10 protein-coding genes and 1 pseudogene are annotated in these 13,337 nt (G+C 61.7%); 7 read left to right on the top strand and 4 right to left on the bottom strand.

Annotated features, from left to right (window positions below; genetic code table 11):
* The first annotated feature begins 23 nt into the window (after positions 1-23).
* Both C5J24_RS05715 and C5J24_RS05710 read left to right on the top strand, forming a co-directional pair.
* A complete protein-coding gene (locus C5J24_RS05715) occupies positions 24-413 on the top strand; it encodes a hypothetical protein (RefSeq protein ID WP_046669606.1) in 390 nt (129 codons plus the stop codon).
* On the top strand, positions 397-1,203 hold the full coding sequence (locus C5J24_RS05710; protein ID WP_105416223.1) for a M15 family metallopeptidase: 807 nt from the start codon (positions 397-399) through the stop codon (positions 1,201-1,203). The genes C5J24_RS05715 and C5J24_RS05710 overlap by 17 nt, the downstream gene beginning before the upstream one ends.
* A gap of 7 nt (positions 1,204-1,210) precedes the next feature.
* Here C5J24_RS05710 and C5J24_RS05705 read toward each other — a convergent pair whose 3' ends face one another.
* Both C5J24_RS05705 and fumC read right to left on the bottom strand, forming a co-directional pair.
* The gene (locus tag C5J24_RS05705) at positions 1,211-2,281 is read right to left on the bottom strand and encodes a GGDEF domain-containing protein (protein ID WP_105416221.1); all 1,071 of its coding nucleotides are present in this window, start codon (positions 2,279-2,281) and stop codon (positions 1,211-1,213) included.
* A gap of 292 nt (positions 2,282-2,573) precedes the next feature.
* A complete protein-coding gene (fumC, locus tag C5J24_RS05700) occupies positions 2,574-3,965 on the bottom strand; it encodes a class II fumarate hydratase (RefSeq protein WP_046606369.1) in 1,392 nt (463 codons plus the stop codon).
* Positions 3,966-4,346: 381 nt separating this feature from the next.
* On the opposite strand from fumC, the gene C5J24_RS05695 reads away from it, so the two are divergent.
* A complete protein-coding gene (locus C5J24_RS05695; RefSeq protein ID WP_105416218.1) occupies positions 4,347-6,284 on the top strand; it encodes a L,D-transpeptidase family protein in 1,938 nt (645 codons plus the stop codon).
* A 72-nt stretch (positions 6,285-6,356) separates the two neighbouring features.
* Here C5J24_RS05695 and C5J24_RS05690 read toward each other — a convergent pair whose 3' ends face one another.
* On the bottom strand, positions 6,357-7,058 hold the full coding sequence (locus C5J24_RS05690; RefSeq protein WP_105416216.1) for an HAD family hydrolase: 702 nt from the start codon (positions 7,056-7,058) through the stop codon (positions 6,357-6,359).
* Positions 7,059-7,247: 189 nt separating this feature from the next.
* On the opposite strand from C5J24_RS05690, the gene rpiA reads away from it, so the two are divergent.
* The 3 genes and pseudogenes from rpiA to gor all read left to right on the top strand — a co-directional run bounded on the left by rpiA (position 7,248) and on the right by gor (position 10,178).
* The gene (gene rpiA / locus C5J24_RS05685) at positions 7,248-7,943 is read left to right on the top strand and encodes a ribose-5-phosphate isomerase RpiA (RefSeq protein ID WP_105401328.1); all 696 of its coding nucleotides are present in this window, start codon (positions 7,248-7,250) and stop codon (positions 7,941-7,943) included.
* A gap of 18 nt (positions 7,944-7,961) precedes the next feature.
* Positions 7,962-8,525, top strand: a pseudogene (locus tag C5J24_RS05680) (DUF2059 domain-containing protein); the annotation flags it as partial.
* A gap of 264 nt (positions 8,526-8,789) precedes the next feature.
* Positions 8,790-10,178: a glutathione-disulfide reductase gene (gene gor / locus C5J24_RS05675; protein WP_105416212.1), complete on the top strand. Its 1,389-nt coding sequence runs from the start codon at positions 8,790-8,792 to the stop codon at positions 10,176-10,178.
* 18 nt (positions 10,179-10,196) lie between these two features.
* Here the strand turns inward: gor and C5J24_RS05670 are convergent, their stop codons facing one another.
* Positions 10,197-11,537: a TadE/TadG family type IV pilus assembly protein gene (locus tag C5J24_RS05670; protein WP_105416210.1), complete on the bottom strand. Its 1,341-nt coding sequence runs from the start codon at positions 11,535-11,537 to the stop codon at positions 10,197-10,199.
* A gap of 280 nt (positions 11,538-11,817) precedes the next feature.
* On the opposite strand from C5J24_RS05670, the gene C5J24_RS05665 reads away from it, so the two are divergent.
* Positions 11,818-13,191, top strand: a complete 1,374-nt coding sequence (locus tag C5J24_RS05665) for a class II 3-deoxy-7-phosphoheptulonate synthase (protein WP_105416208.1) — start codon at positions 11,818-11,820, stop codon at positions 13,189-13,191.
* Positions 13,192-13,337 lie beyond the last annotated feature (146 nt).

Raw genomic sequence — 13,337 nt, 5'->3', positions numbered from 1 at the left:
AGGGGACGGGCACGGGGGATTTCATGAAGTTTGGAACCGGCTTTGCGGCGGTGGTCCTGGCTGCGACGATGTTCGGCGCCCAAGCGGCGCGTGCGGACCAGTTGATCGAGGAATATACGGCCTTCATCGGCGAGGACGACCTGTACAATTCCAACAATGTGCGCCTGCAGGAGCCCTGGCAGATTGTCCGCCAGGATCGCGCGAATTTTCATCGCTTCGGCGTCTCGCAGCGCGGCGACCAGAGCGACAGCTTCTTCGACGATGCCGGCAATCGGGAACTCGTCGAGCGCATGATCAGCCGTGGCACCATCGATCGGGCCGCTCGCAACGCCGTCGTCCGCGGGAATGTCATGATCAACGTGCAGATCTTTCGAGGCCCCCGCGGCGATTACGTCAATGTCCTGGTCTACTGACAGGCCGTTCCTCCGGGCGGCAGCCGTGATGCTGTCGGTCCTCGTCTGCGGCCCGGGCGAGGCGCGCGAATTGCGCCTGGAGGAGAAGATCGCGGCCCTCGTGAAGGCCTATCCCGACATGATCGTGGCCAGCCGCGAGGGCAGGCTGATCATGAAGGAGGGCGCGCCGATTCCGATCGACGACGGGACCAGGCGCAGCCATGCGCAAATGCTGGCCGAGGGCGATGTCGAGGACAGCCTGTCTCAGGCGTATCGGTCGGGCGCATGCGAATACCGCCCGCCGGTCGATTCCGATCCGGGCCGCATCCGCAGCGACGAGTTGATGAAGCGCCTTTATGGCGCGAGCGCCAATGCCGTGCAGTCGAGCCTCGTGCCGGTCGCATGGTTCGGAGAGACGGTGCGCGTCACCAGCCGTAACGGGGTCGACAAGGCGCTCGCCGCCGTCCGCGATGAGCTTGCCGCCGACCCGGGCCTGAAAACCTACCTGACGCCGTCGGCCGGCGTCTTCAACTGGCGCAAGGTTGCTGGACAGACCAATCTCTCCGTCCACAGTTTTGGCGCGGCGATCGATCTCAACACGAAATACGCCGATTACTGGCTTTGGTCGGGAGGCAAACCCGGCAATGTCCCGAACTACAAAAACCGCTTTCCGATGAAGATCGCCGCGGCGTTCGAGCGCCATGGCTTTATCTGGGGCGGTCGCTGGTATCACTACGACACCATGCATTTCGAATACCGCCCGGAACTGCTGGCCATCGCCGGCGCCGCAGGCGTCTCGGCCTGCGACTGAGGGAAATCTACTTCCTGTAGATCAGCCAGCTCTTGCCGACATAGTCCTTCTTCATGCTGTCATCAAAGAAGATCGAGCGGTTCCGGCCGGAGTTCTTGGCGTTGTAGAGGGCCGTATCGGCATTGGCGTAGAGTTCTCCGGGATCGCTCGCCTGCGAGGCCATCGCAAAGCCGAGAGAAATGGTGACCGGGCCGTAGTCGATGCCGGAGCGCGAATTGCGGAAGATGCGGGTTTCCAGTGCGCGGCGGACCCGCTCGCAGATGATCACCACCTCTTCCGGCGTGTTGCCTTCGACGATGATCGCGAATTCCTCGCCGCCGGAGCGGGCGACGAAGACATCCTTGCGGACGTTCGAGCGGATCACGGAAGCAACCGTCGCGAGGATCTTGTCGCCGACCGGATGGCCGTAGCTGTCGTTGATTTTCTTGAAGTTGTCGATATCGGCCAGTACCAGTGCGGTGACCGGCAGCAGGGCCGTATTGTCGTAAGTCGCCGCAAGGCGCTCGTCGAAGGCACGGCGGTTGGCGATCCGGGTCAGCGAATCGGTGTTGGCGATACGCTTGTATTCATCGAGTTCCCGGCGGACCTGGTCCATTTCCTGCGAGCGTTGGACGACGCCGCCGACGGTCTTTTCGCCGTGCGCCATGGTGCTGCCGGTTGCCTCGCTCAGGAGCGCCAGCGCGCTGGTCAGCAGGTCGTTGGAAAAATTGCTCTTCGAGTTGATCCGCTGAGCGGTTTCTCCAAGCAGCTTGCCGTAGCTCTCGAGCGAGTTCTGCTCCTGACGCAGCAGCTTCAGGAGCGCGTCGAGTTCGCCAAGAATCCTGGAATGGGCGTCTTCGATGACGGCCACCTGGCCGGTTCCAAGGTAACGATGCGAAAGCGCGTCCAGCTCCTCCTGCGTGGCACGGCTTCCGAGCCCCGCCAGATCACGGGTCAGGTCGGGATTGGAACCGATATAGGCCTCGTAAAAAAGCTGATAATTGCGAGGGATCGGGGCGACGCCCATCGATCGCACCGCGTAGATGATCTGGCCGATCAGATCGCTAGATTGCGCTCTCGGCGCCGTTGCCGTCGTCATCGACGATCCCCACTAGATCCCACCTGTATGCTATAAAATGAAGTAGTATGTGAAAAATGTTCGAAAAGAATTAAGGGGTGCGAGCTGAAAAGCTTATTCTTAAATTTATTTCGCATTTCTGAAATACCCGATTTTCCCTCAAAACTAATGGGTTTACAGACTTCGAGCCCGAAAAGATATTCACCTGTAGAATGTTGATATATTGTCGGAATTAACCAATGTAGGCTGACCGAAAGAGAAAGCCCGCTAATCGGGAGGCCGGCTTGCTGGTTATATTGTAAATCAGGTCCCCTTATTTGGGGCCGATCATGTTTTCAGGGCGGACATACTGGTCGAACTCCTCGTTCGTCAGGTATCCGCCGCCGACTGCTTCTTCACGGAGCGTCGTGCCGTTCTTGTGGGCTGTCTTGGCGATCTTGGCGCAGATGTCGTAGCCGAGCCTGGTGTTAAGCGCTGTGACCAGCATCAGCGAGTTTTCCACGCCGCGTCTGATATTGTCTTCCCGGGCTTCGATGCCGACCACGCAATTGTCGGTGAAGGAGACCGCGGCGTCGCCGAGCAGCTGCACCGACTGCAGGAAATTGTAGGCCATCATCGGATTGTAGACGTTGAGCTCGAAATGGCCCTGGCTGCCGGCGAAGGTGAGAGCCGCATGGTTTCCGAAGATGTGGGCGCAGACCTGGGTGAGCGCTTCCGACTGGGTCGGGTTGACCTTGCCCGGCATAATCGACGAACCCGGCTCGTTTTCCGGCAGCGACAGTTCGCCAAGGCCCGCACGCGGGCCGGAGCCGAGGAAACGGATGTCGTTGGCGATCTTGAAGAGAGCGGCGGCGGCGGCGTTGATCGCGCCGTGCGCAAACACCATCGAGTCGTGCGAGGCGAGTGCTTCGAACTTGTTGGGGGCCGTGACGAAGGGCAGGCCGGTGATCTTCGAGATCTCCTCAGCGACCTTTTCGGCAAAGCCGACCGGGGCGTTGAGGCCGGTACCGACCGCCGTGCCGCCCTGGGCGAGCTTGGAAAGTGCCGGCAGCGTCAGCTCGATATTGGCGATCGCCGAGCCGACCTGCGCCGCATAACCGGAAAATTCCTGGCCGAGCGTCAGCGGGGTGGCATCCTGCGTGTGGGTGCGGCCGATCTTGATGATGTGGGAGAAGGCCTTGACCTTCACTTCCAGCGCTTCGTGCAGCTGCTTCAGCGACGGGATCAGGTGGCGCACGATGGTTTCGACGCAGGCGATATGCATGGCCGTCGGATAGGTATCGTTCGACGACTGGCTCATGTTGACGTGGTCGTTCGGATGCACGGGCTTCTTGGAGCCCATCACACCGCCGAGCATTTCGATCGCGCGGTTGGAGATCACTTCGTTGGCGTTCATGTTCGACTGGGTGCCGGAACCCGTCTGCCAGACGACCAGCGGGAAATGGTCGTCGAGCTTGCCGTCGATGACTTCCTGGGCCGCTTCGACGATGACCTTGCCGATCGAAGCGTCGAGGCCGCCCAGTTCCATATTGGCGCGGGCGGCGGCCTGCTTGACGATGCCGAGCGCACGCACGACCGCGAGCGGTTGTTTTTCCCAGCCGATCTTGAAGTTGCCGAGCGAGCGCTGCGCCTGGGCCCCCCAATAACGGTCGCTCGCCACGTCGATCGGGCCAAACGTATCGGTTTCGGTGCGGGTCGATGCCATCTTCGCTGCCTCTTTTTGCTCGTGGTCGCTGCCGGTGTCCTTAAAGATCAACAACGCGTTACCGCGTCGGAGCCGGCCGGCGGCATTACTATACGATTGGTGAACGTCCGCAAGCCGGCCGAACAGGCTTTTTGGCAGGCTTTCGTCGTGCCTTTTATGACACGGACAGCGGAATTATACAGCGGAATCCGCCCTCTGGCCGGGTGCTTGTCGGTGGTCGTCAGTAAAAATTTAACGAATAGTTTCTTAACCTTCCGGCTGCGCACCGATGCTGTTTCCGGCGGAGCCGAAACCCGCCGGCCGCTCGGGCGTTTCTTTCCATCCCTCACGCGATCGGTTAGATGGCGTGATATATATTCGAGCCCGCGGATCAAGACGCGGATGCAGGTGACGGGGACGACATTGCAGTACAAACACAAAAGAACTTCGATCGCATTGGCGCTCGTCTCCGGCATCTCGATGTTTACCGGTGCGGCCGTTCCCGCACATGCCGTGACACTTCTCGATCTCTTGCGCGGCGGTCCCGGCGCGGAACGGGCAGGGCGGCACGATAACGGCCTGCCGGGCGTCGGCGGCAATTCCGGCATGCCGACCGAGCGCAGCCTCGCCGATCCCGAGCCGCTGCCGAAAGTCTCCGGTCCTCGATATTACACCTACAAGCCGGATGCCGAGCGGGCCGTGAAGACGACCGCCTTCGCAGCAGCATCCGCGACGGACGGCACGCGCCTCATCGCCGAGGCCAAGGTTTCGGCGCCGGCGGAAATCGCGACCGCGCTCGAAGCCTTCTACAGCAAGGCTGCCGAGCCTCTCTGGGTCACCGCCGGCGACGTCAACGAGAAGGCGAGGGGCGTGCTGTCGCTCTTCGAGCGGGCCGGCGAATACGGGCTGGAACCGGCAGACTACGTCCTGCCGGTCCCGGCGCTGACCACGGCAAGCGTTGCTGCGCCGACGGATGCTACAACCCCCATCAATGTCTCCGCAACGGCATCTGCACCGGTTTCCGCCGCCGACAGCCACGATCGCGCGCTGATGCAGTTCGAACTCGCGCTGTCGGAAAAGGTGCTGACGTTCGCCCAGGACATGACGCGTGGCCGCATCGACCCGAACAAGGTGTCCGGTTACCACGACTTCAAGCGCAAGGACGTCAAGCTCCCGCTCGTCCTGCCTTTCGCGCAGACCGGTACCGACGTGGCGGCCTACCTCGAAGGCCTTGCGCCGCAGGGCCCTCAATTCCAGGCGCTGAAGGCCGAGCTTGCAACGCTGCGCGCCGCAGCGGCCAACGACGGTCCGCAGATCTCGCTGCCGAGCGACATTCTCCTGAAGCCGGGCAAGAGCAGCGCGGATATGGCGAGCATCATCGCCGCCATCCAGCACACCGGCTCGGAAGCGCTGAAGACCAAGCATGCGGCGACGCTGACGGCCTATCAGCAGACCCCGGACTACACGCCGGAACTCGTCGACGTCGTGAAGTCCTTCCAGGCGGAAGTCGGTCTCAAGGCCGATGGCGTCATCGGCAATGCGACGGTGCGCAAGATGGTCGGCCATACGTCGAAGGACAAGATCGAGAAGGTCGAAGTCGCCATGGAACAGGCGCGCTGGCTGCCGGACGATCTCGGCCAGCGTTACGTCTTCATCAACCAGCCGGCCTTCACGGTCTATTACCATGACCGTGGTGCGGAACAGTTTTCGATGCGCGTCGTGGTCGGCAGCAAGTCCAACCAGACCTATTTCTTCCAGGACGAAATCGAAACCGTCGAGTTCAACCCCTATTGGGGCGTGCCACAGTCGATCATCATCAACGAGATGCTGCCGCACCTGCGCCAGGATCCGAGCTACCTCGACCGAATGGGTTATGAGGTGTCGGTCGGCGGCAGGGCGGTCTCGTCGAGCAGCATCAACTGGTTCGGCTCCACCGAGAAGATCTCCGTGCGTCAGCCACCGTCGGGTGACAACGCGCTCGGCGACCTGAAGATCCTGTTCCCGAACAGCCACGCGATCTACATGCATGACACGCCCTCGAAGAGCTTCTTCCAGCGCGACATGCGGGCGCTGAGCCACGGCTGCGTGCGTCTTGCCGAACCGCGCAAGATGGCGGCTGCCGTACTCGGCACCACGATCGACGACGTGAACGGACGGATCGCCGCCGGCGAGAACGTCTCGACCAAGGTGCCGGTCAGGATTCCGGTTTACGTCGCCTACTTCACCGCCTGGCCGAACAAGGACGGCAAGGTCGAGTATTTCGACGACGTCTACGGCCGCGACAATGCGACGGTGAAGGCTTTCGTGGCGACCACCAAGGTCCGGGCGGCCCAGAGCTAAGGTCGGCTAAGGTCAGCTTTGGGCTGAGAATGAGTTTCGGATTGCAGAAGAAGGCGGCCTCCGGGCCGCTTTTTATTTGGCAGCCGCCAGCCGCGTCACGTCGGCGGAAATCAGCGTTTCCACCATCCCCACGGTCAGCTCGTCATAACCGCCGATCACCTGATCCGGGTTGAGCGTATCGACTGCGACGTCGGAATAACCGAAGGTCACGGCGACGGAGGCAATGCCGGCATTCTGCGCGGCAAGGATATCGTTGACGCTGTCGCCGATCATGATGCTCGTCGCCGGAATTCCGCCGGCCCGTTCGATCGTACCGAAAATGTGCCGGGCATCCGGCTTGCGGACGGCGAAAGTATCGCCGCAGGTCATCGCGACGAAGCGATCCAGGAGGCCGAGCTTTTCGAGAAGCGGGAAGGCGAGCCGCTCGGACTTGTTGGTGCAGACCGCGAGCCGCATCCCGGCTGCTGACAGGCGGTCGAGACATGCGACGACGCCGTCATAGGGGCGGCTCCTGCCTGGCATCTGCGCCTCGTAGTGCTCCATATAGCGATCAAACAGCCTGGCCGCCGTCGGCTCGTCGAGCGGAACCCTGCGAAGTTCGAAGGCGCGGCGGATCATCACGCGCACGCCCTGGCCGACGAGATGGGTGAGGTCCTCGAAGGTCACCGGCTGGAGACCTTCGTCCTCGATCGTATAGTTGAGGCTGTCGATAAGATCCGGTGCGGTGTCGATCAGCGTGCCGTCGAGGTCGAAAATGACGAGTGGAGCGGTCAATGGAACCTCGTGAGCGTCGTTCGGGAGATGCCCCGGATTAAGCAATGCTGCCGTGAAAAGCAAATATGCGAGATTCGCCCACCTTCGTAAAACCCATGGCTTCGTAAAACCCGCCGCGAGGGGACTTTCGTTTGTGGGGAGAGGCGTGTAAACAGCGGGTCGGCGAAAACAGCGGGGAGCTTTTGGCGGATGGACGCCCGGGAAATGAAAGTCAAGGCGGCGCAAGCGGCACTGGCCTATGTCGAGGACGGCATGCGGCTGGGTATCGGCACCGGTTCGACGGCGGACGAATTCGTCAGGCTACTTGCCGAAAAGGTCCACGGCGGCTTCAAGGTCGAAGGCGTGCCGACATCCGAGCGCACCGCGAGGCTCTGCGTCGAGCTCGGCATTCCGCTGAAATCGCTCGAAGAGCTCCCGGAACTCGATCTGACGATTGACGGTGCCGATGAAGTCGATGCCAACCTGACCCTGATCAAGGGTGGCGGCGGTGCATTGCTGCGCGAAAAGATCGTCGCCGCGGCGTCTGCCCGCATGATCGTGATTGCCGACGAAAGCAAGCTGGTCGATATGCTCGGAGCCTATCCGCTGCCGATCGAGATCAATCCCTTCGGCCAGACGGCGACGCAGATTGCCATCGAAAAGGCCGCTTCCCGGTTAGGATTGACCGGTGAATTGAAGCTGCGCAAATCGGGGGCTGAAGTCTTCACGACAGATGGCGGCCACTACATTTTCGACGCATCTTTTGGCCGCATTCCTGATGCAGACGCACTGTCGGCGGAGCTTAATTTCATTCCCGGTGTCGTGGAACACGGGCTGTTCATTCATATGGCGTCCTTAGCGATCATTGCCGGTGAGGCTGGAGCGCGGACGCTTGAGGCGAAGTAAACTAGGAGCAACCAACTCATGATCAGATTCGCGCTTTTCGGCCGTGCCGCCGCTGTGGCCATCCTCTTCTCCGGCGCCTTCACGGTATCGGCTCGCGCGCAGGAAGTTTCGGAAGCCCAGCTTGCCGCTGCGCGCGATGCGATCGCGTCGCTCAACGTCACGGATCGTTACGACAATATCCTGCCCAACCTGGCAGAGCGTCTGAAGGCCCAGTTCATCCAGGCCTCCCCGAACTTCCAGGGCCAGATCTCCAACGTCGTCGACGAGCAGGCGCTCGTGCTCGCGCCGCGCCGCGCCGATCTCGAGAAGGAAGCAGCGACCATCTACGCCAAGAGCTTTTCGGTCGATGAACTGAAGTCGATTTCTACCTTCTTCAACACCGAGACCGGCAAGAAGCTGCTGACCAACCAGCCGCTCGTCAGCCGTGAACTGACCAAGGCCGCTGAAATCTGGGCAAACGGGATTTCCCGCGACCTGACCAACCACAGCTCGGAAAAGCTGCGCGGCATCATCGACGCAAATCCGATCCAGGCGCCGGTCGTCGATCCGGCACCGGAAGCACAGGCCGCTGCACCCGCACCGGTAAAGCCTGCCACTCCGCCGGCCCCGGCCAAGCCCGCTGCTGCGCCTGCGGCCAAGCCCGCTGCTCCGGCCGCCACCGCTCCGGCCAAGCCCGCCGCCCCGGCTGCCAAGCCGGCTCCGGCCCCGGCACCAGCGCCGAAGCCCTGATAACATCGTCGGCCCGTCGAATTTTAAGGAAGCCCGGAGCAATCCGGGCTTTTCCTTTTGGGCCTCTCATCCCTATATGTGAGCCACATCCAGCCGCCTGCTCTCAAGGAGAATACCATGACCGCCTATGACTATGATCTCTTCGTGATTGGCGGCGGATCGGGCGGCGTGAGGGCGGGCCGCGTGGCGGCATCGCTCGGCAAGCGGGTGGCGATCGCCGAGGAATATCGTTTCGGCGGCACCTGCGTCATTCGCGGCTGCGTGCCGAAGAAGCTCTTCGTCTACGCATCGCAATATCACGAACATTTCGAGGATGCGGTCGGTTACGGCTGGGAAGTCGGAGCGAGCATGTTCGATTGGAAGAAGCTGATCGCCGCCAAGGACAGGGAGATCGCCCGCCTCGAAGGCCTCTATCGCAAGGGTCTCGAAAACAACGGTGCGGAAATCCTCGAGACCCGCGCCGAGCTGGTCGATGCCCATACGATCCGGCTCGTGAAGACCGGCAGGACCGTGACCGCCGAAAGGATCGTCATCGCCACCGGCGGCGCGCCCAATCCGCATGCGGCGCTGCCCGGCCATGAACTCTGCATCTCGTCCAACGAAGCCTTCGATCTGCCCGAGCTGCCGCGCTCCATCCTAATCGCCGGCGGCGGTTATATCGCGGTCGAATTCGCCAACATCTTCCACGGCCTCGGCGTCGACGTGACGCTGATCTATCGCGGCAAGGAGATCCTGTCGCGCTTCGACCATGACATGCGCCAAGGCCTGCACAAGGCGATGGTCGAGAAGGGCATCCGCATCGTGCTGACCGATGTGATCGAGGAGGTCACCAAGGCGCCAGCCGGTGGGCTTGTTGCCAGGACAATGAACGGCGAGACGATGGCCGTCGACACCATCATGCTGGCGCTTGGGCGCGATCCGAATACCAAGGGGCTGGGCCTGGAGGCCGCGGGCGTCGAGATGAACGAGCGTGGTGCCATCGTCGTCGACAGATATTCCCGCACCAGCGTGCCGCATATCTATGCCCTCGGAGATGTCACCGACCGGGTACAGTTGACGCCCGTGGCGATCCACGAGGCGATGTGCTTCATCGAAACCGAGTACAAGGACAATCCGAGCGCCCCCGACCACGACCTGATCGCCACCGCCGTCTTCTCGCAGCCGGAGATCGGCACGGTCGGCCTGTCGGAAGAGGAGGCCGCCAAGCGCTATCCGGAGATCGAGGTCTACCGCGCCGAATTCCGGCCGATGAAGGCGACGCTTTCGGGACGGTCGGAGAAGATGATCATGAAGCTGGTCGTCGACGCGGCAAGCCGCAAGGTGGTCGGTGCCCACATCCTAGGCCACGATGCCGGCGAGATGGCGCAGCTTCTCGGCATTTCGCTGAAGGCCGGCGTCACCAAGGATGATTTCGACCGCACCATGGCCGTCCATCCGACGGCTTCGGAAGAGCTCGTCACCATGTACAACCCGAGCTACCGGGTGAAGAACGGCGAGCGCGTCTGACGCGCTCGCGAGTTCCCGCTAGCTGGTGATCCGCGGCGCGCTGACGATCTTGCGGAAGAGGGTATTCATGGCGGCGGCGATGCCTTCGGTCGGGCTGACCTCGAAATAATAACCTTCGGTGGCGCAGGCCCGCATGTTGTTCGGTATGCTTGGCTGGAATGGCGCGATCCAGCTCTTGTAGAAGTCGTTCTCCGGAAGGGGCAGGTAGGTTGTGTAGAGCACGGCAATCTTCACGCCCCGAAGCTTTATGTCGTTACAGTATTCTACGTCGATCGGTTCCATGCAGCGCGGCAGCTGTTCCGACCCCTTTTTCGTGTGGGTCAGTTTTTTCTTGCAGTTGGAGCGCTGCGCATCGCTGACGCCATCGCCAACCAGGAAGACGATCGCCTGCCGGTCGGCGGTGCTGGTGCCATTGCCCGTCGACTTGATCTTCTCGTCGATGCCGGCGAGAGCCGCATTGTAGTCCGTCTGATTGTTCGGGTAATCGTGACTTGGGATGCTCATCAACCCGATATTTTCCGTGGCCTTACCGAGGGCCTCCAGGTCGGTCGTCGGACTGGCGACTGTATAGAGGTTCGCGTCGAGTGCGGAGCGCCCGAACGTATAAGCCGACATCCGGAACTGACTGCTAACGGTCTGCGTATCCTTGGCGGTCGTCATCAGCGCGGCGACCGCATCGGCCACAACGTCGATGCGGATCGTCGCCCCGATCTTTTTGGCGAGGTTGTAATAGCTATCCTTGTCCTCGACGCCGCTTTCCGAAACGACGTGACAGGCGAACGCGCAATCCTTATCTTTTCCGTTGCGGCCATTGATAGTGGCTGCCCGGAGTTTGGCGACGTCCACAGGTGTCGCCCCAACGCCCATCGAAGGCGTATTGTCCAGCAGCATGTAGAAGTCGAGGAACGACGGCGTCTGGTATTGCGCGGTGGCCTGGCCGGAAACGGTGATGTCGTCCTTGCCGAGGATCGTCATGAAAGTGGTCGGCAAGGTCGCGCTGAACGATACGCGCGAGGTCAGGATGCCGTTGTTCTTCGCGACCGCGATATCGACGTTGACCGGCAGGGTGGAAAGCTCACCGGACATCTGGCCGAGGAAGATGCTTCGGGCCTCGGCCGGATCGAGCGCCACGCTTCCGTCGCCCTGCAATTGCATCGCCTGAGCGACAGCCTTCGATTTTTCGGCGATCGCGCCGACGGCGGCCGCATCGGCCGCGCCGACGAGTTGCTGCTTCACGGTCAGCGCGTGGCCGAAATCGAGCGCCAGGCCGGCCGTTCCGATCAGCGGAACCAGTAGAAAGGCAGTCATGACGCCGAAATTGCCGCCGCGATCCTTCCAGAAACGTGTCATCGGATGCATCGCCTGCTCCCCAGCAAGAAAACCCTGCAGGAACGTCGCGCAAATTCGTGAAATTGTGGCTAAGAACGGGATTAAAATTCAAGGCATGTCCTGATTTCATACTGCATACGATCCGCCCGGGTACGGCGTCAGCTTGATATTCGTGGCCCTTCGCGGGGGACGGGCCGGCGGTGAAGGCGGGCAAAACGGCTATGCAACGCCGCTGTTAAGGTCTATAAGCCGCCTCGATTTTAAAGACTTGCCCGGCAGAAGATGGCCGAGGCTGAAACAGGTGAGCGAGATGGCACAGAATTGGACCCCGAGCAGTTGGCGGCAAAAACCGATCCAGCAGCTCCCGGAATTCCCGGACAAGGCTGCGTTGGCGGCGACTGAAGCTCAGCTCGCCACCTTTCCGCCGCTCGTGTTTGCCGGTGAGGCCCGCCGGCTGAAGAAGCAGCTCGCCAGCGTCGCGGAAGGCAATGCCTTCCTGCTGCAGGGCGGCGACTGCGCAGAAAGCTTCGTCGAACACGGTGCGGACAACATCCGCGACTTCTTCCGTTCGTTCCTGCAGATGGCGGTTGTCCTGACCTATGGCGCCCAGCTTCCGGTCGTCAAGGTCGGCCGCATCGCCGGTCAGTTCGCCAAGCCGCGTTCTTCGAATGTCGAAGTGCAGGGAGGCGTCGAACTGCCGTCCTACCGCGGCGATATCATCAACGGCATCGAGTTTTCGCCGGAGTCGCGCATTCCCGATCCGGAACGCCAGATGATGGCCTATCGCCAGTCGGCGGCAACCCTCAACCTTTTGCGCGCCTTTGCCATGGGCGGCTACGCCAATCTCGAAAACGTCCACAAGTGGATGCTCGGTTTCGTCAAGGATAGCCCCCAGGGCGAACGCTACCGCAAGCTCGCAGACCGCATCAGCGAGACGATGGACTTCATGACCGCGATCGGCATCACCTCGGAAAACCAGCCGAGCCTGCGCGAGACGGACTTCTTCACCAGCCACGAAGCGTTGCTGCTCGGTTACGAAGAAGCCTTCACGCGCATCGACTCCACGTCCGGCGACTGGTATGCGACGTCGGGCCACATGCTGTGGATCGGCGACCGCACCCGCCAACTCGACCACGCGCATGTCGAATATTTCCGCGGCATCAAGAACCCGATCGGCCTCAAGTGTGGTCCGTCGCTGCAGCCCGACAACCTGATCGAATTGATTGACGCGCTCAACCCGGCCAACGAAGCCGGCCGCCTGACGCTGATCTGCCGTTTCGGCCATGACAAGGTTGCCGAGAACCTGCCCAAGCTGATCCGCGCCGTCGAGCGCGAAGGCAAAAAGGTGGTCTGGTCCTGCGACCCGATGCACGGCAACACGATCACCCTCAACAACTACAAGACCCGGCCGTTCGAGCGGATCCTGTCGGAGGTCGAGAGCTTCTTCCAGATCCATCGTGCGGAAGGCACCCATCCGGGCGGCATCCATATCGAGATGACTGGCAAGGACGTCACCGAATGCACCGGCGGCGCCCGCGCGGTCTCGGCCGGCGACCTGCAGGACCGCTACCACACCCATTGCGACCCGCGCCTCAACGCCGACCAGGCCTTGGAGCTCGCCTTCCTGCTCGCTGAGCGGATGAAGAGCGGCCGCGACGAAAAGCGGATGGTCGTCAACGGCTGAACCGCCGCGCATGATCGTTGAAAATCGAAGAAGGCCGGCGTCACCGCCGGCCTTTCTGCATCTTGATATGGCTTCCGTTGATGATCATCATCAGCGGAATAGATTTGACCTCGCGGCCCGCGCTCGCAACACTCGGCCGTCGCTTC

This window comes from Neorhizobium sp. T25_27, from assembly GCF_002968565.1.
Classification (GTDB): domain Bacteria; phylum Pseudomonadota; class Alphaproteobacteria; order Rhizobiales; family Rhizobiaceae; genus Neorhizobium; species Neorhizobium tomejilense.
The sequence above is the reverse complement of the archived record's forward strand: the minus strand, read 5'-3'. Positions and strand labels throughout refer to the sequence as shown.